This is a genomic window from Haloferula chungangensis (assembly GCF_042664875.1).
GTDB lineage: Bacteria > Verrucomicrobiota > Verrucomicrobiia > Verrucomicrobiales > Akkermansiaceae > Haloferula > Haloferula chungangensis.
The window spans coordinates 458,606-478,192 of the sequence record NZ_JBHTBS010000002.1; the positions used below are offsets into that span (position 1 = coordinate 458,606).

Annotated in this window: 14 protein-coding genes; all 14 read left to right on the forward strand. The window is 59.2% G+C overall.

The features are described from left to right. The first annotated feature begins 118 nt into the window (after window positions 1-118). Entirely contained in the window at window positions 119-574 is a 456-nt protein-coding gene (locus ACFQY0_RS05860; protein WP_379710235.1) for a thiol-disulfide oxidoreductase DCC family protein, read from the forward strand. Window positions 575-586: 12 nt separating this feature from the next. Then, window positions 587-991: a hypothetical protein gene (locus ACFQY0_RS05865; RefSeq protein ID WP_379710237.1), complete on the forward strand. Its 405-nt coding sequence runs from the start codon at window positions 587-589 to the stop codon at window positions 989-991. Beyond that, entirely contained in the window at window positions 988-1,431 is a 444-nt protein-coding gene (locus ACFQY0_RS05870; protein ID WP_379710239.1) for a hypothetical protein, read from the forward strand. The genes ACFQY0_RS05865 and ACFQY0_RS05870 overlap by 4 nt, the downstream gene beginning before the upstream one ends. Further along, complete coding sequence (locus ACFQY0_RS05875) at window positions 1,428-2,324, forward strand: MBOAT family protein (RefSeq protein WP_379710242.1); 897 nt, start codon at window positions 1,428-1,430, stop codon at window positions 2,322-2,324. The genes ACFQY0_RS05870 and ACFQY0_RS05875 overlap by 4 nt, the downstream gene beginning before the upstream one ends. An 89-nt stretch (window positions 2,325-2,413) precedes the next feature. Then, the gene (locus ACFQY0_RS05880; RefSeq protein WP_379710244.1) at window positions 2,414-3,472 is read left to right on the forward strand and encodes a CAP domain-containing protein; all 1,059 of its coding nucleotides are present in this window, start codon (window positions 2,414-2,416) and stop codon (window positions 3,470-3,472) included. A gap of 234 nt (window positions 3,473-3,706) precedes the next feature. After that, window positions 3,707-4,561 (forward strand): endonuclease/exonuclease/phosphatase family protein, encoded by an 855-nt coding sequence (locus tag ACFQY0_RS05885; RefSeq protein ID WP_379710246.1) that lies wholly within the window; start codon window positions 3,707-3,709, stop codon window positions 4,559-4,561. Window positions 4,562-4,675: 114 nt separating this feature from the next. Then, complete coding sequence (locus ACFQY0_RS05890) at window positions 4,676-6,991, forward strand: Tex family protein (RefSeq protein WP_379710249.1); 2,316 nt, start codon at window positions 4,676-4,678, stop codon at window positions 6,989-6,991. An 82-nt stretch (window positions 6,992-7,073) separates the two neighbouring features. Continuing rightward, complete coding sequence (locus tag ACFQY0_RS05895; protein ID WP_379710251.1) at window positions 7,074-8,150, forward strand: alkene reductase; 1,077 nt, start codon at window positions 7,074-7,076, stop codon at window positions 8,148-8,150. An 84-nt stretch (window positions 8,151-8,234) separates the two neighbouring features. Further along, window positions 8,235-10,796, forward strand: a complete 2,562-nt coding sequence (locus tag ACFQY0_RS05900) for a tetratricopeptide repeat protein (protein WP_379710253.1) — start codon at window positions 8,235-8,237, stop codon at window positions 10,794-10,796. Then, window positions 10,793-11,650: a DUF4159 domain-containing protein gene (locus ACFQY0_RS05905; protein ID WP_379710255.1), complete on the forward strand. Its 858-nt coding sequence runs from the start codon at window positions 10,793-10,795 to the stop codon at window positions 11,648-11,650. The genes ACFQY0_RS05900 and ACFQY0_RS05905 overlap by 4 nt, the downstream gene beginning before the upstream one ends. 21 nt (window positions 11,651-11,671) lie before the next feature. After that, window positions 11,672-12,727: an AAA family ATPase gene (locus ACFQY0_RS05910; RefSeq protein WP_379710257.1), complete on the forward strand. Its 1,056-nt coding sequence runs from the start codon at window positions 11,672-11,674 to the stop codon at window positions 12,725-12,727. Window positions 12,728-12,731: 4 nt separating this feature from the next. Further along, window positions 12,732-13,679, forward strand: coding sequence for a DUF58 domain-containing protein (locus tag ACFQY0_RS05915; protein ID WP_379710260.1), 948 nt, complete (start codon window positions 12,732-12,734; stop codon window positions 13,677-13,679). Beyond that, on the forward strand, window positions 13,679-15,685 hold the full coding sequence (locus ACFQY0_RS05920; protein ID WP_379710262.1) for a BatA domain-containing protein: 2,007 nt from the start codon (window positions 13,679-13,681) through the stop codon (window positions 15,683-15,685). The genes ACFQY0_RS05915 and ACFQY0_RS05920 overlap by 1 nt, the downstream gene beginning before the upstream one ends. Then, a complete protein-coding gene (locus tag ACFQY0_RS05925; RefSeq protein ID WP_379710265.1) occupies window positions 15,682-19,587 on the forward strand; it encodes a coiled-coil domain-containing protein in 3,906 nt (1,301 codons plus the stop codon). The genes ACFQY0_RS05920 and ACFQY0_RS05925 overlap by 4 nt, the downstream gene beginning before the upstream one ends.

The window sequence follows — 19,587 nt, forward strand, 5'->3', positions numbered from 1 at the left end:
CAAGCGGGCGATCATCCGCGAAATTCTCAGGCGCTCCGATACCCAAAAAGAGCTCTTCATTTATTTCTTGCTATCCAGAAGTTTCAGAAGAAACTGAAAGAAAAGAAACCGAAGAGCCATGAAACTACCTGAAGAAGTCAAAGGAATTGAAGTGTTCTACGATGGTCGCTGCGGGATGTGCTGCAGCTTTCATGAATGGATTGCGAGGCAACCGCGGGCCTTTGCGATTGCGTTTGTGCCGTATCAGGCGGCGGAGGCGGAGCGGGTGTTTCCGGGATTGGGAACGCTGGATCCCGCGCGGGAGATGGTCGTGAGGACCCACGCGGGAGAGATCTATCGGGGGGCAGAGGCCTGGGTGTGGTGCCTCTATAGTTGCGCGAATCATCAGGGGACCGCGAAGAGGCTGGGTGGCCCGGGTTTGCTGCCGGTGGCGGTGAAGGCGTGTCGGGTGCTCGCAGCAAACCGCCATGCGCTGAGCAAGGTGTTCTTCCGTAAAAAGGACCGGCAGGTCCGGGAGGAATTGCACCGAATGGATGCGTTGGTCTGCGATGATGAGTTTTGTGAAGCGAAATAGAAATCCCCCGCCATGAATCCACTCTATCATGAAATCGCGCTGCGGATCGCAGGCGTGATGCTGATCGGTCTAACAGCTGCCAACTTTGTTGCGGCGAAGCGCTGGAACTATGCCGGGAATCTCGCCGGTTCCGCAGTGATCGTGCGCCAGGTGTTCCATGTGCACTGCGCCTATATCGTGGCGATCATTGTGGCGCTTGCGATGCTTTGCCTCGGTTGGCCGGATTTGTTGAGGGAAGAGGGAATGGGTCGGGTGCTGAGTGGGTTCTTCGGGTTGTTCTGGCTCAGCCGGGTGCTGGTGCAACTAAGCTACTACGACAAGGAGACGCGTCGTCGGGACCGGGCATGGGATGTCTTTTTCTTCGGAGTTTTCGGCTACCTCAGCCTGGTGTTTTTCCTCGCCGCATTTTTTCCATGAAAGAGCTCATTCAGATCGGTCTGTCAGTGGGTGGGTGGTCGCTGGTCCTCCTCTGTATCGGAAGTCTCTGGATTCCCAAGGTGCTGGGATGGTCCGAGAAGCTGGCGGGTTTGACGCCATTGATGAGGGAGATGTGGTGGACCTACTCGATCTATGTCTGGAGCAGCCACCTCTTCTTTGCGGTGCTGGCCCTGGGCTTTGGTGAGTGGCTGATGGGCGGTACGGGAGCGGCGATGGCGATGAGCGTTTTCATGCTTCTGTGGTGGGCGGCGCGACTCGGGATTCAGTTCTTCGGCTTTGATCTGCGGGAGATCGAGGGAAGCGCAGCAAACCGCCTGGCAAAGCATTTGCTGACCCTTCTGTTTGCCGGATTGGTGGTGCTTTACGGTTTGTTGCTGGGGTGGAATCTCGGGTTTTTCGAGAAGGGAGGTCTGGGGTGATCGGGTGGATTCTCGGTTTGGTGGCGGCGGGAATCGCGAGTGGGCCGCTGCTTGTTAGAGTGAAGATGGCTTGGCTGCGGAGACTCCTGGGTTGGCTTCTCCTCGGCGCGGCGGTGTGGATGGCGGATCGAGTCCTTGCCGAGGAGGAGCCCTTGTTCCGAATGATCGGGATCTGCTGCGTGTTGCTCGGTGGGATGAAAGGACTGGTCTATGCCGAGTGGGCGGGTCGGCGGCGACTGGCATTGAGTCGCTACCTGGTTTTCTCGATCTGTTGGTTCGGAATGGATCCCGAGAGCTTTCGGGTGAAGAGGAAGGGGCTGAGCTGGAAACGGGACCTGTTTGAGGGGCTCGCCCTGATGGGGACCGGAACCTTGGGTGCGTGGCTGGTTTGGTGGATGGGGTGGCGACAGATCTTCGTGATGTTTTTGCCGATGAGTCTCGGGTTTCACTTCGGAGCACTGCGTGTCTTGAAAGCCGGTCTGAGGGCGGCAGGCTATCCTGTTAGAACGCTGTTCCCGAATCTGCTCAGGGCGCGGGGAGTGGCGGATTTCTGGAGTCGGCGATGGAATGTCGGATACTCGCAAATGATGCAGCGCCTGGTGGGGAGACCGGTGGAGAAGCTCTTGGGGGGTAGCGCCGGAGTGATGGCGGTATTTGTGGGGTCGGGGTTGCTCCATGAGTTGGCGATCACGCTGCCGGTAGGATCCGGATTTGGAATGCCGACCTTGTTTTTCTCCGTGCATGGACTGCTGACCCTTCTGGAAAAATGGGCTGGTCGGTCGCTGGGGAAAGTGCCTGCGCTGTTGGCGGTGGCGGTGCCATTGGGAGTGCTGTTTCCTCCCGCGTTTCAGAGCGAAGTGATTGCGAAGTGCCTTGGGGTGTTCGGGAGCTGAGCCGGGGTGAAGCGACGGAAGTGAGCTTCGATTGGGATGGCGGGATTTTGACGATGCATCGGCCGGGGTTTCCACTAGGGTGCCTCCCCATGAAGGCTCTGTGGGTTCTGCTTTTTCTCATCTCATCGCTTCAAGCTCAGGTGTCTGGCCCTGCTGCGGAGTTTTCCCGGAAGGCGAATCAGTGGATGGCATCGACGGATGCCTCCAAGCGTCAGGCGGCCTACCGGACCTGGCTTCAAATGGGTCCCGAGGCGATGCCGGAGTATGAAAAATCCCTTGAGGCATCGCGGAAGTTTCACGACCAGGCGATCGACAAACTGGGGCAGGGCACGGCTGCGATCCAGAATCCCTATTCGGAACACGCCGATCTGGCATCGGAGATCGATGAGGAACGGAAGAGAATCCTTCCGCTGATCCGAACGGATTGGAAGAAGGATGGGAGCAGGATCAAGGAGCTTCGGGAAAACATGGAGAAGCTGGCGCGAATCAATGAGAGGTTGGCCCGATTGACAAAGGTGGATACCAGGGCCTTCGACGAGGCGCTCGAGTCACACTTCGCGGCTTTGTTAGAGATTACCCGACAGCTGGAACGATTTGATGAGGAAGCAAACTCGATCGGAAGGTCTGACGATGAGATTCTTGGTGAGATCACTCGATTGCATGTCGAAGGCTCACATTTGAGAGCCCAGCAGGAGCGCTTCAAGAAGAGTCGGGAAGCGGTGGAGTTACTGGCTGCGACGAATGAGCAAAATAAGAAGATGGGTCCGTGGGCGAGTGGCTCGATGATCAACTTTGCGGAACTACTCAATGCCGAACGGAACCTGCTCGGGCTGCGTCCATTGGTGTTGGAAGAGAAACTCTCGGCAGCGGCGGAGGGGCATTCAGGAGATATGGTCCGAGTAGGCTTCTTCGCCCACGAGTCGCCGGTGCCTGGGAAGAAGAGCCCACGCGATCGTGCCAAGCTTGCCGGCTTTACCGGTAGTCTCAGCGGCGAGAACATCTACATGGGTTCCGCAAGTGCTCAGGCAGCCTACGATGCGTGGTTCGCTTCTGACGGTCATCGCTTTATCATGATGGCATCGGGACCGAAGCTTCTCGGGGTGGGCATCGCCGGGAATCACTGGACGATGATGACGGGGAAGCCGTGAGTGCGACAAGGGCTCTGGATCAGGGCTAGCTCACTTTGAAAGTGCGGATTCCGATCGACATCCCTTGCCGGGATCGAGATGCAAGATCCGACCATCGAATCCTCAAAGGCATTGGGCTGAAGCCGGAGTTCCCGTGAGGATTTGCGGTCTTCCAAGCCGCTTCAAAGCGAGGTTACCCTGGGCTCTGGATGAAATGACTGGTTGGGGGAAGGGAGCCTGCTACACGAAGAGACGATGCTGATCCGCCTGATTGCCGCGCTTTTCCTGACGGCTGCTCTCGCTGCTGAGGAGGCGGTGACGCTGCGCCTGGTGGCGGCGAATCTTTCATCGGTGAGCACGCAGGCATGGTCGGCGGATAACGGGAATCACAGCAATCCGGAAGGGGCGGGCGCGCGGATTCTCATGGCGCTGAAACCGGATGTGGTGATGATTCAGGAATTCAACACGACGATGCCAACCCGTCAGTGGGTGAACCGGACGTTTGGAAAGGAATTCGCGTTCTATCAGGAGCCAGGCAAGCAGATCCCGAATGGGATCATCAGCCGCTTTCCAATTATCGAATCGGGATCCTGGGACGATCCGCAACTCGACAATCGTGAGTTTGCCTGGGCTCGACTGCGCTTGCCGGAAGAGCGGGAGCTTTGGGTGGTAAGCGTGCATTTCCACTCGAAGGGAGCAAGTTCGCGGACGCTTCAGGCGGCGGCTCTCGCGCGCTTTGTCCGAGCGAAGGTCCCTGCAGACGCGCTGCTGGCAATCGGTGGAGATTTCAACACGCGCCACATCGATGAAGCCTGCTTTGCGGAATTGAAGGAAGTGGTGCTCCGTCCGGAGAAGCCGCCAGCGGATGAACATGGGGACATCACGACCAATGTGCCACGGAATCGGCCGTATGACTGGGTGCTTGCCAATGCAGCCTTGGACCAATTGGCGACGCCGGTGCTGCTGGCGGGCAAGAGCTTTCCCCATGGACTGGTGTTCGATACGCGGGTCTTCAGCGCCTTGGAAAAGTGCCCGCCTGCCCAGATAGGCGACAGCGAGGTGAAGCACATGCAGCACATGGCAGTGGTCCGTGATTTCCGGATTCCGTGATGGACTCGTCCTGCGGAGCGCCTGAAGCTCAGTGAGATGTCGTGAGAGGGATGCTTTTGTAGTGGCCGCCGCTTGCCAGACAAAGGGGGATCGTTCAGAAAGCTCCCTCCATTCATGAGTGACGTTCCTGCCGACCCTGCTGCCGCCCATCTTGAAACCATTGCCCTCGAACTTGGCATTCCGCTCAGTTCGGTAACGGCAACCGCCAAGCTGCTCGCAGAAGGCGCGACGGTGCCGTTCATTTCCCGATATCGGAAGGAAGCGACCGGTTCGCTGGATGAAGTTCAGATTCAGGCGGTGCGCGACCGCATGCTGCAACTCGCCGAACTCGACAACCGTCGGGCATCGATTCTCAAATCACTGGAGGAGAGAACTCTTCTGACGCCAGAGCTGAAGAAAAAGATTCTGGCGGCGCTGACGGTGAGCGCGTTGGAAGACATTTTTGCACCGTATCGGCCGAAGCGTCAGACGCGTGCGACGAAGGCAAAGGACCGGGGCCTGGAGCCCTTGTCGGCATGGCTGCTGGCGAACCAAGATGCGGACCCTGCGGAGGAAGCGGCGAAGTTCATCGATGCGGAAAAGGAAGTCGCGACGGCTGAAGATGCGCTCGCCGGGGCGCGCGACATCATTGCCGAACAGGTGGCTGACGACGCGGCTTTGCGTGGTCGGACCCGGAAGCTTTACGAAGAGGAAGCGGTGGTGGCTTCCAAGGTGATGTATGGCAAGGACAAGGATCCTGAGGCGGCGAAGTTCCGCGACTACTTTGAATGGAGTGAGCCACTTCAGACGATTCCATCGCACCGCACCCTGGCGATCCGTCGGGGAGAGAAGGAAGGCTTCCTGATCATGCGGATCGAAGTGCCGCTGGAACGTGTGGTGCCGCTGGCCGTGCCGGAATGGGTGACGGGTTCGGGAGCTGCGGCGGAAGAAGTTCGCAAGGCGGTGGAAGATGGCTGCAAGCGCTTGCTGATGTCCTCGATGGAAACCGAGATGCGTCTCGCGGCCAAGAAGACGGCGGATGCCACCGCAATTCAGGTCTTTGCGGACAATCTTCGTGAATTGCTTTTGGCCTCGCCGCTCGGTCGCAAGCGGACCATTGCCATCGATCCGGCTTTCCGCACCGGCTGCAAAACGGTGGTCCTGGATGACAAGGGCAAGCTGCTGCATCACACCGTGCTGCACGCCACCGCAGGTTCTAACAGTCAGCAGTATGAAGCGGCAGTTGAGCTGGCGGGACTGATCAAGAAATTTGACATCGAAGCGATCGCGATCGGCAATGGCACGGCAAGCCGTGAAACCGAGACCTTTGTGAAGAAGCTCAAGCTTCCCGCTTCCATTCCGGTGATCATGGTCAACGAGAGCGGTGCGTCGATTTACTCGGCCTCCGAAGCGGCGCGTGAGGAATTCCCGACCGAGGATGTGACGGTGCGTGGTGCGGTGAGCATTGGCCGCCGGCTGATGGACCCCCTGGCAGAACTGGTGAAGATTGACCCGAAAGCCATCGGTGTGGGACAGTATCAGCATGATGTTGATCAGCGGGCACTGAAGGCCGGATTGGATGATATTGTGGAAAGTTGCGTGAACGGCGTGGGCGTCGAACTGAACACCGCATCGAAGCAGCTGTTGGCCTATGTTTCCGGACTCAATGCGAGCCTTGCGGAAAACATCGTTTCGTGGCGCAACGAGAACGGCGCGTTTTCATCGCGGGCCGAGCTGAAGAGTGTCCCGCGACTTGGCGAAAAGGCCTTCGAACAGGCCGCAGGATTCCTGCGGATTCGCGGAGCGGCTCATCCGCTGGACGCTTCGGCGGTCCACCCCGAGCGCTATGCTCTGGTCGAGCAGATGGCCAAGGATGCCGGCTGCGGCGTTGAGGACCTGCTGCGTGATCCGGCTGCGCGAAAGAAGATCGATTTGCAGCGCTACGTGAGCGATGACGTCGGTCTGCCAACCCTGCAGGACATCATGAACGAGCTGGCCAAGCCAGGTCGTGACCCGCGGAAAGCCTTCGAGTTGTTCTCCTTTGCCGAAGGCGTCGAAAAGCCGAGCGATCTGACACAGGGGCTCAAACTCCCGGGGATCGTGACCAACGTGACGGCCTTCGGTGCCTTTGTGGATGTCGGGGTGCACCAGGACGGTCTGGTCCACGTCAGCCAGCTTTCGGATCAGTTTGTTAGAGACCCGAGCGAAGTGGTCAAGGTCGGCCAAAAAGTCAGCGTGACGGTCATGGAAGTCGACATCGCGCGGAACCGCATTTCGCTTTCCATGAAATCAGCGCCCGACTTCGAGCCACGTCAGCAGCGCGGTGGTCCAGCGGATCGTCGCGACTCGCGTCCGCCCCGCCGCGGCCAGGCACGAAGCGGTCAGAATCAGGGTGGTGGCGGTGGCGGCGATTGGTTCAGCCAGGCGATGAGTCAGGCGAAAAAGAAGTGAGCGAACCGCCCCGAACTTCCTTTTGACATCGGTGGACTCCGTGGCGAGGGACTGCCGAGCAAGATCGCCGATCGAACAACGTATGAAACTCTTCGAACCCCTCCAACTCGGCGCGCTATCGCTGCCGAATCGCATCATCATGGCTCCATTGACCCGCTGTCGTGCGGGTGAGGGACGGGTGCCGACGGATCTGATGGCGAAGTACTACGTCCAGCGTGCCACTGCGGGATTGATCATGTCGGAGGCAACGTCGGTTTCGGCGATGGGCGTTGGCTATCCGAATACTCCGGGGATCTGGTCCGAGGATCAGGTCGAGGGATGGAAGAAGGTAACCCAAGCGGTGCATGATGCGGGGGGCTTGATTCATCTTCAGTTGTGGCATGTTGGCCGGATCTCGGATCCGAGTTATCTCGATGGTGAGCTGCCCATTGCCCCGAGTGCCATCGCGGCAAAGGGACATGTCAGTCTGGTACGTCCGAAGAAGGACTATGTGGTTCCGCGAGCGATCTCCGTCGATGAGATCAAGTCGGTGGTCGAAGAATTCCGAGTGGGCGCTGAAAACGCGAAGAAAGCGGGATTCGATGGCGTGCTGATCCATTCAGCAAATGGCTATCTGATCGACGAGTTTCTTCAGGATTCGGCGAACCATCGCGATGATCAATACGGGGGATCCATTGAAAATCGCTCGAGGTTCTTGTTAGAGATTGTCGATGCGGTAACGACGGTCTGGGAGTCGGGACGGGTCGGGGTGCATCTGGCACCGCGGGGTGACGAACATGATATGGGAGACTCGGACCCACTGGCCTTGTTCACGCATGTGGCCAAGGAGCTTGGAAATCGGTCGGTCGCTTACATTTCCGCTCGGGAGCAGCACGACGGTCAGGCGATCGGTCCGGAAATGAAAAAGGCTTTCGGCGGACCCTTCATCGCCAATCAGGGATTTGATCAAGCTTCTGCGGAAAAGGCGGTTCATGAGGGCGATGCGGATGCGGTGGCCTTTGGGAAGGCCTTCATCGCGAATCCGGATTTGGTGGAACGATTCCGCACCGGGGCAGCTCTGAACGAGCCGGATCCCTCGACGTTCTACTTTCTAGGAGATGGTGAAATCGAGCATGGCTACACGGATTACCCGACGGTCGACGCCGATTCTCCAGGCTAGGATCCGGCATTCCGGAGGAGGGCTCATGACACGGTTTTGACATTTTGTCCCACAACCTGATGTTTGGGCGGTTTTCTCATACTAATGCCCTTTCCATTTCCGGTCCGGATCATCGTGCCCGCCGTCCTCCTGGCGGTGGCTCCGGTGTCTCCCCTGGGAGCTCAGGAAGGCTGGTCTCGAGCGGGGCTTCAGGCCTGGGGACTGGTGACTTCGGGCGAGTATGAGTCCGCTCTGGAGTTCGCCGAGCAGATTTCCGAGTTTGCTCGCAGGGACCCTCAAGTGGTTGAGGCTCAGTTGAACGCCTTGATGAGCCTGGGTCGCTACGAGCTCGCTGGCGAGCGTGCCGCTGAGGCTGCGGCGGCGTTTGAAGGCTACATTCCGATTCAGGTTCAAGCCATTGAAGTGCTGCGCCGGACAGGGCGCGAGGCAGAGTCAAAAAAGCGGCTCGAGGGACTCGATGCTCTGGCGAAAAAGTCGAACCCCGCCACGCTCAATGCCGTCGAGCTGGTCGCGCTGGGGCGGGCCGCCCTGCTTTTGGGGGCCGAACCCAAGCTGGTGCTCAAGCAGTTTTACGATCGGGCCCGCAAACTCGAGACAGCCGGCTGGCAGGCCACCCTGGCGACTGCCGAACTGGCGATCGAAAAGGCGGACTATGCGCTGGCCACCAAGGTGCTCAACGAGGTTCGCACCCGCGTCGGTCCGGTGCCGGACTTCCTGTATTTGCAGGCGGAAGCTTATTCGCAGTCGGATCGCGTGCGGTCCGAGCGTTTTCTCGACGAGGTCCTGGAGTCGAATCCCAGGCATCTGCCGGCGCATCTTCTCCGCGCCGTCCACGCAATCGATGTCGAGGACTACGACAGCGCGCGATCGATTCTCGACGACGTGCGAAAAACCAATCCAGCGCACCCGCAGGCATGGGCGCTGGAGGCGGCGATCGCTTATCGTCTGGATCAGGACGAGGAGGGAAAACGAGCGAGGTCAAAAGCGCTGGAACCCTGGTCGAAAAATCCGGAAGTCGATTATTGGATCGGAGAGAAGCTCTCGCAAATGCGGCGTTTCACAGAGGGTTCCGACTTTCTGCGTCGGGCGCTTGAAGCTGATCCCAGCCATCTACCGAGTAAAAAGGCGCTCGGTCAGAACTTGTTGCGGTTAGGAAATGACCAGCAAGGTTGGGCGATGATCCGCGAGGTTCAGGAGGCGGACCCCTATGATGTGGAGGTTTTCAACCTGATGCTGCTGCACGACGAGCTGGAAAAATTCGTGACCTTGAGCTCCGGAAGTTTTGCGGTGCGCATGCGACCGACCGAGGCCGCGGTGTATGGCAAACGGGTGTTGGAACTTCTTGAAGAGGCGGAACGGGATCTCGGCGCTCGCTATGGTTACCGACCCGTGGAGCCGGTGGTGGTCGATTTCTTCCCGGATCAGCAGGACTTCGCGGTGCGGACCCTCGGGATTCCAGGGGGGCTCGGAATTCTCGGAGCCTGTTTCGGGAATGTGATCGCGATGAATAGTCCGGGTAGCCCGGGCGCGATGGGCACCAATTGGGAGTCGACGCTGTGGCATGAGTTCTGCCACACGATCACCCTCGGCGCGACCGCCAACCGCATTCCACGTTGGCTGACTGAAGGGATTTCGGTTTACGAGGAGCATCGACGTGATCCGTCATGCGCCGGCCAGATGACTCCGGAATTCCGCAAGCGCATCCTTGAAGTCGATGGCTTGATTCCGATTTCCGGACTGAGTGCCGCACTAACGAATTTCGCGGAACCCGAGACGATTGGCTTTGCCTATTTCGAAGCCTCGCTGCTTGTCGGCTATCTGATCGAGACTTATGGCGAAGACCGCTTCCAGCAAGTGCTCGATGACCTGCGGACAAATGGGGTGATCGAGGAGGTGCTGGCGCGGCGCATGGCGGCGGTGGAAAAGCTCGACGAAGGTTTCGCCGCGTTCGCCCAAAAACGTGCAGAAGGTCTGGCTCCGGATGTCGACTGGACGATGCCCGGACCGGCGTCACCCCGCGATCCGGAATCGGTCTCGGAAATTCTCGATGAACATCCTAACAACTTCTGGGCGCTGACCATGCGGGCCGAATGGTTGCTTGGTGAGCGTCGCTGGGACGAGGCGAAGGAGATCGGTGAAAGGCTGGTGATGCTGCTTCCCTCCTACGGCGGAGCCTCGAATGGCTACTCAATCCTTGCCAGGGCCTATCGCAATCTCGGCGATACTGAGGAGGAACGCTTGGCCTTGCGGGAGTGGTCGAAAGTCGACGGAGAGGCGACGGACGCATTCCTGCGATTGGTCGAGCTGGACCTCGAAGCCAGCGATTGGGAGGCGCTGGACGATTCGGCTCGCCGAGTCCTATCGGTCAATCCACTGCTGCGCGCGCCGCATCAGGCACTCGGGCTGGCGGCGGAGCAGCGGGGCGATGATGAAGGGGCCATGGATGCGTTCGAAACCTTGCTGGAACTTGATCCCATCAATCCCGCCGACATCCATTTCCGGCTCGCCGGGCTTTATCGCGATGAGGACGAAGCGAAGGCGCGTCGCCACGTCCTGCTGGCACTTGAAGAAGCTCCACGTTTCCGGGCGGCTCACGGACTGCTGCGCGAACTCAAGCGACAATCCGAACCAGAGATCGAACGATGAAATTACGGGCTTATGCAATTGCATTGGTCGCCCTGCTGGCAACGGGGTTTGCCCTGGCTCAATTCGGCGGTGGTCGACGTGATCACTACAATGATTTTGACGGTGTACCCTCGCGAAATGGCGTGCCCGATTGGGAGGTGAAGCCTCACATGCCCGATGACCTGTTCACATTTGTTAGAATAAGATATTCGTCGGGTGGAGGCGGGCGAAGGCGGGGGGGTGGATGGCGGACCGACTATCCTGATAGCGATCTGAACTTTTCCTATCGTCTTCAGGAGTTGAGCTCGATCGAAGTCGATCCCGACGGGAAAATCCTCGACCTGACTGACCCCGAACTCTTCGATTATCCGTTCATCTACATGATCGAGCCCGGCGCAATCTGGCTGAGTGATGAGGAGCGGGTGGCCTTGCGGAGGTATCTTGAAAATGGTGGCTTTCTGATGGTGGATGATTTTTGGGGCGATCAGGAGTGGGAGGGCTTCATGAGCGAGTTCCGTCAGGTCTTCCCCGACCGTGATCTCGACCGGGAGTTGCAGGAATTGCCGCTCGAACATCCGATCTTTCACTGTGTATTCGACCTGAAAGAGAAGCCGCAGGTGCCGGCGATCAACAATGCGATTCGAGGGAGGGATCAGGGAATCACCTGGGAGCAGTATAAGACCGGAGCGCGTGATGTTTCCTACAAGGCTCTGTTCGACGATCAGGGGCGGATGATGTGCATCATCTGCTTCAATACCGATCTCGGCGATGGCTGGGAACGAGAAGGAGAGAACGAATGGTATTTCCGGGAATTTTCCGAAAAGAAGTCCTACCCCATGGGTATTAATATCGTGTTCTACGCCCTGACCCATTGAACCCCTTTCTTATATCCAGTCATGTCCCATCCCGATCCGATACCGCCGGCCCTTCCGAGGGATCTCCCCCCACTCGATGCGCCGAATGAACATGATCGGGATCGTGATGCGGTCAATCAGCTGGCATCGGCTCGCGCACGGATCAGCTCCGAGTTGTCAAAGGTCATCATCGGACAGGCAGATGTGATCGACGAGATGCTGATCGCCTTGCTCAGTGGCGGGCATTGCCTGATCACCGGCGCGCCGGGACTGGCGAAGACGTTGCTGGTTAAATCACTGGCCGAACTATTCCATCTGAGTTTCCACCGCATTCAGTTCACGCCTGACCTGATGCCATCCGATATCACCGGCACCGAAATGGTGGGTGAGACGGGGCAGGGGCGGGAAATGGTTTTTCAAAAAGGTCCGATCTTTGCAAACATGATCCTGGCGGACGAGATCAACCGCACGCCTCCGAAGACCCAGTCGGCGCTGCTTGAGGCGATGCAGGAGCATCAGGTCACCGCGGCGGGCACGACCTTTCCACTGCCGGAACCGTTCTTTGTTCTGGCAACACAGAACCCGATCGAGATGGAAGGCACCTATCCTTTGCCGGAAGCGCAACTCGACCGCTTCATGTTCAACGTCGTCATCGACTACCTTCCCGAGGATGACGAGGTGACGGTGGTGATGCGGACGACAGGAGCCAGGGGTGAGAAGATCAAGCCGCTATTCACGGCTGAGGAACTGATGGCCTATCAGGACGTGGTGCGCAAGGTTCCGGTGGCTGAAGAGGTGGTGCGCTACGCGGTGCGACTCGCCGCCGCATCCCGACCGGGACGCGAGGGCTCGAGCGAGTTCATCAATGATTTCGTCAACTGGGGCGCGGGCCTCCGGGCGGCACAGTTCTTGATTCTGGGCGGCAAAACGCGGGCGCTCCTTGAAGGTCGGACCCATGTCGCGATGGAGGATGTGCGGGCCTTGGCGGCCGCGGTTCTTCGCCATCGGATTCTGCCGAACTACCGCGCGGAAGCTGAAGGGATTGGCGTTTCCGATATCATCGACCACCTCATTGAAAGCGTGCCGGCGACGCTCTGACATCATGAAGCGCGCGACCCCTGCAAACCGATTTCTCGAGCCGACCGCGCTGATGCGGATTCGCTCGCTTGAGTTGCGGGCGCGGATTGTGGTCGAGGGTTTCAGGAACGGTCTGCATCGCAGTCCTTATCATGGGTTCTCTGCGGAGTTCAGCGAATACCGTCAGTATGTGCCGGGAGATGATATCAGGCATGTCGACTGGCGGGTCTATGCGCGTAGTGATCGCTATTATGTGAAGAAATATGAGGATGAGACGAATCTTCGATGTCAGTTGCTGGTCGATGGAAGTCGATCAATGGCCTACGGCTCGAATCCGGAGCTGACCAAGCATCGCTACGCGGCGACCCTTGCGGCGACTCTCGCCTACTTTCTAACAGGGCAGGGTGACGCCGTGGGGGTGACCCGCTTCGATGACCACATCCGGGATTACCTGCCGCCTCGGAACCGCCCCGGCCATTTGCGGCGATTGATGCTGAGTCTCGAGCAAGAGCCTGAGGGGCGGGCGACCGATATTGGTGCGGCGATCGAGCGGGTGGCTCAAATGCACGACCGGCGCGGACTGTTCATCCTGTTTTCGGATCTCCTGGCACCGCTCGGTGAACTCAAGCGCGAGTTGGGTCTGCTGCGAGCACGGGGGAATGAAGTGGTCGTGTTCCGGGTGCTGGACCGGCGTGAACTCGATTTTGATTTCAATGACTCCGCGCGATTCACCGATCTGGAATCGGGTCGGGATCACTTCATCGATCCGGGCAGGGCGCGCGCCGATTATCTTGAACGTTTTCACGCCCACGAAATCGAGTTGCGGCAGATCTGCCAGCAGGGGGGAATCGAGCTCATTGTGACACCGACGGATCTGTCGCTCGATCTCGCCTTGTACGATTTCCTCAGTAGCCGCTCCCGCCGTGGACCGGACCCCGGACGTAGCCGGGCGAACCTCCGTCGCGCGAAGTGATGAACTTTCTCGTTCCATTCTATCTTCTCGGAGCGCTCGCAGTGGCGGTGCCGATTTATCTGCACCTGCGTCGGAAGCCGCCCAAGGATTCGGTCGAATTCAGCTCGTTGATGTTCCTGAATTCGACGGATTACCCGCCGGTGAAGCGCAGCCGCCTTCTTGAAAATCTTCCGCTGTTGCTGCTGCGCTGTCTGGCTCTGCTGCTGCTCGCCGCGTTGTTCGCCCGACCCTTCTTCAGCGGGGGGGAGGAGTCGATCGAAAAGGGTCAGGTTCGAACGGTGCTGCTCCTCGATACCAGTGCTTCGATGCGCAGAGATGGTCTGTGGGAAATGGCTCAGGCTGAGGTCGCCAAGGTTCTGGCTGAAGCGGAGTCGGGCGACGAGGTGGCCATTCTAACAGTCGATGGATCGGCGCGAACGTTGGTCAATTTCGACGACTGGCGGGAAGCCGCTGAAAGTCGTCGCGAGGATCTCGCGATGGGGGCGATTGAGAGCCTTGAACCGAGTTGGCAAGGGACCGACCTCGGCTTGGGTCTGTTGGCTGCTGCAGATCTGCTTGCCGATGCTGTGGCTGATGAGGAAATGACATTGGAGGGAAGAATCGTCGTCGTCAGTGATCTGCAGGAAGGCGCGAATCTCGAAGCAGTGGCTGGGGCAACCTGGCAGGATGGCCTGAAAGTCGAATTGAGACCGGTGGAAGCCGATGCCTCGACCAACGCCACGCTTGCCGTCGCTCCCAGCCAGGATCCTGCGCGACCAATGGTCAGGGTCTCGAACGACGAGGTTTCGGAAAGCGGGAGCTTTACTCTGAAGGTTGACGACGATGAGATCTCCGCTTTGGTGCCGCCGGGCGAAAGTCGGGTGTTCGAGCTTCCTGCGGGTACCGAGGAAGTGGTGCTCGCGGGTGACGCCCAGGACTTCGATAACCGACTATTTCTGGCTCCCCGAGAAGCTGCGGTGGTGACTCTGGGTTTCCTTGGCGATGGTAAGGCGGACGATGCCGATGGTCCGGAATACTATTTCCGTCGTGCCTTCGGGCGGTCGGAGTTGTTAGATCCGCGCTTTATTGAGGGCACCGATGAAGTGGCCTCGATTCTCACAGTGGCGAGACCGCTCGCAGCTGCGGAAGCCGAGAAAGTCCACGCTGCGCTCGAACAGGGAGGGCGGGTTCTGCTTCTTCTGAGTTCGACGTCGATGGCCGAGACACTGGCTCGCCTGGCGGGTGTCAAGGATGGTCCATCGCTGGAAGAATCCAGCGGGCGTTACGCTATGCTTGAAGGGATCGACTTTGATCATCCCTTGTTGAGCGGTTTCAGTGATCCGAGATGGCGTGATTTCACCGAAGTGCATTTCTGGCATCACCGCAAGCTCGACCCGGCAGCGCTGCCGGGGACGCAGGTAATTGCTCGTTTTGATAATGGAGATCCTGCATGGTTGGAGATGCCGGTCGGGTCGGGGAGCTTGGTCGTGATGTCATCCGGCTGGCATCCGGGTGACAGCCAGTTGGCTTTGTCGTCGAAGTTCGTGCCTTTGCTTTACTCGATCTTCGCGGAACAAGGTCCGCGAGTGGGGGAGGTAGGGCAGTTTTTTGTTGGCGACTCGCTTCCAGTCGAGGCCTCCGACCGCCGCCTCATACTACCCGATGGCGGGATTCATGAGCTTGTCGATGGCGCTGAATTTCGGGCAAACGAACCGGGGGTCTACCGAGTCGAAGGTGGAAGTCGGGGCCGGCGCTATGCGGTGAACCTGCGGCAGTCGGAGTCACTGTTTCGACCGCTTTCGAGGGAGTCGTTGATCGCTCTAGGAGTGCCCTTGGCTGGCGGTGGGGTCGAAAAAGTTCCGGCTGAAGAATCGGACAAGCGGCGTTTGCGCAATCGTGAGGCCGAAGAGGACCAGCACCTGTGGCGCTGGGCGGCGATGGGCTTGCTGGTGTTGCTCGTCGTCGAATCTGCGGTGGCTTCTCGTGGAAGTTATGCGAGATCTTTAAGGGAAGGAGTGCCATCATGATCGAATCCATTCTGCAGCGCCATCTTGGCCCGATCGCGGAGCGACATGTCGCGGAACATCGGAGTCGGATCCGCGCAATTGTCATTGCGGCAACTTCGATCACGGGATTCGTGCTTGTGTTACTGCTGAGGACTGGCCGCGATCCTGGGTGGTGGCTGATCGGCGCTCCGACACTGGTGGCTCTGACAGGATGGCTGCTTTGCCGCTTTCTTCTCAAACCGCCTACACTGGATCTTCGGTCGGTGGCGAAGGAGATCGAAGGGACAAACCCAGAACTCCGGGCGATGCTGCTAACAGCTGTTGAAGAGGAGGAACGGAACGGGGGCAGGGAACTCGATTTCCTCCAACAGCAACTCATCTACAAGGCTGCGGAATCGGCGATCATCGGGCACTGGCGTGATACGGTCGGGGACCGGGGGTATAAGCTCTGGCGGAGTCTTGAGCGTGCCGCGCTGCTGACGCTCGTGGCTGCCGGAGTGCTTCTGCTCGGAGCGCGTTGGAATTTCGACGTGAAAGGGGTGGGTCCACGGGCGGAAGAATCGGGCAGCATGGTTTTCGAAAAACCGGGCGATGATGGGGTGGTCGATGTGACACCCGGCGACGTCGAACTCGAGCGCGGCAGTCGACTTTTGGTGACCGCGCGCTTTGAGAGTGGCCTGCCATCGGAAGCGCAATTGGTGGCCGAGCTGGGTGACGAGTCGCGATCCATCGAGATGCGTCAAAATCTCTCCGACCCGATTTTTGTAGGTGAGATTCCACGAGTCGAGAGCGACGGTCGCTATCGGATCAGCTTTCCAGGTGGATCCACGCGCGACTTCGAGGTGAAGACCTACGAATTGCCGAAGGTCGTGGGCGTCGATGCCTCGATCGATCCACCGGAAGGGATTGATGTTGAGACCGAGGTCATTGAAGACACCTGGCGGGTGACGGTGCTTGAGAGTTCCACTCTAACACTGACGGTGAGAGGAAACGAGGTTGCGGTGGCGGGACGACTGGTCGCTCAGGGGAAGGATGACGAGGACGGTGTTGAGATTCCGCTCAAGCCGGGCGGGGAGGGCACTTTCTCGGCGAGTTTTTCGGCGGAAGGTGACCGACTTTTCAGGGTTCATCTGGCGGATGCTGAGGGGCGTGAAAATCGCCGGCCGCCGCTGTTTCGAGTGGTTGTCAGGAGGAACTTGCCGCCACGCATCGAGTTGGCATTTCCCGGGGGCGATGTTGACGTTTCACCGCTTCAGGAACTCGAGGCGGAAGCGGTGCTGTGGGATGATGTCGGTATCGTGGCAGCGGGTGCGACCCTGCAGATGAACGGGGAAGTCCGGGAGCTGGTTTTCGATACGCAAGACTTCGGAGAGGACAAACGGGAGACGGTTGCGGCAATGTTGGACTTCGAGTCATGGGGGGCGAAGCCGACCGACTTGATGATTTATTCCTTCTGGGCTGAGGATCTGGATGCACGTGGTGAGAGACGTCGGGTCGAGAGTGATTTGCGATTTGCGGAAGTGCGTCACTTCGAGCAGATCTACCGGGAAGCACCAGGTGGTGCCGCCGCTGCCCAACAGCAGCAACAATCCCAGCAGTCCGGCGGCCAGCCGCAGGGGAGCCAAAGCGAAGAGTTGATCGAGCAGCAGAAGGAAGTTCTCAATGCAACGTGGAGGCTGATGCGACGCGGCAGTTCCGATTCCTTGGGGGACGATGCAGCCATCGTCGGAGCAGGACAGACGAGCGTGATTCAGGCCGCGGAATCGGCGTCCGCCATGGTGACTGATGCCGAAGCCGGAACTCATCTTGAGCGGGCGATCGAAGAAATGCGCGCGGCGGCGGTCGAGCTGGAGGCGGTCGAGACGGATGCGGAACGTCTCGGGCCTGCACGGCTGCATGAGCAGGCGGCGATGGGGCACCTCGTCAGGATGCGCGAGCGGGAGTTTCAGGTGGGACGCTCCGAGCAGCAGGCGGGTCAAGGCAGTGCCTCGCAGCGCCAGCAGCGGCAGTTGCAGAACATGGAGCTGAAACAGGAGGAGCGGCGCTATGAAACGCAGCGCTTTGCGGAGGAGCAGCAGCAGGATCAGGCCGGAGAGGCGAACCGCGAGGACGTGCAGATGCTCAATCGACTCAAGGAGCTGGGACGCCGCCAGGAAGGGATTACCGAGAAGGCAAAGGAGCTTCAGGCGATGCTTGAGGAGGCCGAGAGCGAAGAAGAAAAGGAAGAGCTTCGCCACGAACTGAAACGTCTCGAAGAAGAACAGCGGCAGATGCTGGAGGATCTGGACGAGCTGAACGAGCGCATGGAGTCGGAGGAAAACCGGAGCCGCACGGCGGAAGCTCGTGAACAACTTCAGGAAGCACGCGAGGATGCCCTCAAGGCGGCAGAGGGGCTCGAAATCGAACAGCTGGATGAGGCGGCAAACGCCGGGACCCGCACCGAGCGGCAGCTCGAGCAACTTGCGGATGAGTTTCGTGAACGGACGTCGAATCAGTTTGCCGATGAGATGCGCGCCGCCCGCGATCAGGCGCGCGATCTCGCCCAACGGCAGTCGGAGATTGCGGATGAGATGGAAACCCATCGAAGCGCACAGGCGGAGAAGCCGGACCCGCTTGAGGACGAAAAGCGACAGCAAGCGCTGGCGACCGAACTTGAGGCTCAGCAGGAAAGATTGAGGCAACTGCAAGAATCCCTCCGTGAACTTAGCGAGGAGGCAGCGGAAAATGAACCGATCCTTTCTCGGAAACTCTACGACGAACTACGGGATAGTGAGACCGAAGGCGTGGACGAGGACTTGGATGCGGCGGGGCGTCTAACACGTTTCGGAAGAGTGGGAGATGCCTCGGAGTTCGAGCAGTCGGCACGACGCGGAATTGAGGAGTTCCGCGATGGGATTGAAAGTGCTGCCGAGAGTATTCTGGGAGACGAGGAAGCGGCCTTGAGAATGGCTCGTGACGAGATCGAAAATCTTCTCCGCGACGTTGAGGAAGAAGAGCGCCGAGAACGTGAAGAAGGAGAGCTCAGCGAAGGCCAGCAAGCAGACGAAGGCCAACAAGCGGGACAAGGTGAACAACCGGGCGAAGGCCAACAACCGGGCGAAGGCCAACAACCGGGCGAAGGCCAACAACCGGGCGAAGGCCAACAACCGGGCAATGGTCAACAACCGGGCGAAGGCCAACAACCTGGCGAAGGCCAGCAAGCGGGACAAGGTGAACAACCGGGCGAAGGCCAACAACCGGGCAATGGTCAACAACCGGGCGAAGGTCAACAACCGGGGCAAGGCCAGCAACCGGGCGAAGGCCAACAACCGGGCGAAGGCCAACAACCGGGTGAAGGTCAACAACCGGGTGAAGGTCAACAACCGGGCGAAGGTCCACAACCGGGCGAAGGTCAACAGCCGGGCCAAGGCCAGCAACCCGGCCAAGGCCAACAACCCGGACAAGGTCAACAACCGGGACAAGGTCAACAGACAGGGAATGGTGCAGGTGGATCCGCCGGTGAAAATCGGGGTGGCACTGGTGGAACTCGATTTTTTGAGGAGTGGACGGATCAGGGAGAGATGGGTCCGACGGGCGAGGAAGAGGCACCCATCCTTGGTGAAGGCTATCGCGAGTGGTCGGACCGATTGCGCGACGTCGAGGAAATGCTGCAGGACGAGGACCTTCAGCAAGAAGCCGCGAGGGTACGTGATCGTGCCCGGCAGATGCGCCGTGATTTCAACCGGGAAGGTGAGCGACCCAGGTGGGGCCTGATGGAGGACCAGATCATGGAACCCTTGAGAGAATTGCGGGAGCGGGTCGATGAGGAGCTTGCCAAACGCGAGCGGCCGGAAGCGCGTTTGCCCTTGAATCGGGATCCGGTTCCCGGCGCCTACGAGGAACTGGTGCGCGAGTACTACGAACGTTTGGGAAGCGGCGAATGA

Bases quoted from the DNA above. Each gene is read 5' to 3' on its own strand.
- ACFQY0_RS05900 (WP_379710253.1), top strand. From the start codon at position 8,235: ATGCCCTTTCCATTTCCGGTCCGGATCATCGTGCCCGCCGTCCTCCTG.
- ACFQY0_RS05880 (WP_379710244.1), top strand. From the start codon at position 2,414: ATGAAGGCTCTGTGGGTTCTGCTTTTTCTCATCTCATCGCTTCAAGCT.
- ACFQY0_RS05890 (WP_379710249.1), top strand. From the start codon at position 4,676: ATGAGTGACGTTCCTGCCGACCCTGCTGCCGCCCATCTTGAAACCATT.
- ACFQY0_RS05865 (WP_379710237.1), top strand. From the start codon at position 587: ATGAATCCACTCTATCATGAAATCGCGCTGCGGATCGCAGGCGTGATG.
- ACFQY0_RS05915 (WP_379710260.1), top strand. From the start codon at position 12,732: ATGAAGCGCGCGACCCCTGCAAACCGATTTCTCGAGCCGACCGCGCTG.
- ACFQY0_RS05920 (WP_379710262.1), top strand. From the start codon at position 13,679: ATGAACTTTCTCGTTCCATTCTATCTTCTCGGAGCGCTCGCAGTGGCG.
- ACFQY0_RS05910 (WP_379710257.1), top strand. From the start codon at position 11,672: ATGTCCCATCCCGATCCGATACCGCCGGCCCTTCCGAGGGATCTCCCC.
- ACFQY0_RS05905 (WP_379710255.1), top strand. From the start codon at position 10,793: ATGAAATTACGGGCTTATGCAATTGCATTGGTCGCCCTGCTGGCAACG.
- ACFQY0_RS05895 (WP_379710251.1), top strand. From the start codon at position 7,074: ATGAAACTCTTCGAACCCCTCCAACTCGGCGCGCTATCGCTGCCGAAT.
- ACFQY0_RS05925 (WP_379710265.1), top strand. From the start codon at position 15,682: ATGATCGAATCCATTCTGCAGCGCCATCTTGGCCCGATCGCGGAGCGA.
- ACFQY0_RS05870 (WP_379710239.1), top strand. From the start codon at position 988: ATGAAAGAGCTCATTCAGATCGGTCTGTCAGTGGGTGGGTGGTCGCTG.
- ACFQY0_RS05860 (WP_379710235.1), top strand. From the start codon at position 119: ATGAAACTACCTGAAGAAGTCAAAGGAATTGAAGTGTTCTACGATGGT.
- ACFQY0_RS05885 (WP_379710246.1), top strand. From the start codon at position 3,707: ATGCTGATCCGCCTGATTGCCGCGCTTTTCCTGACGGCTGCTCTCGCT.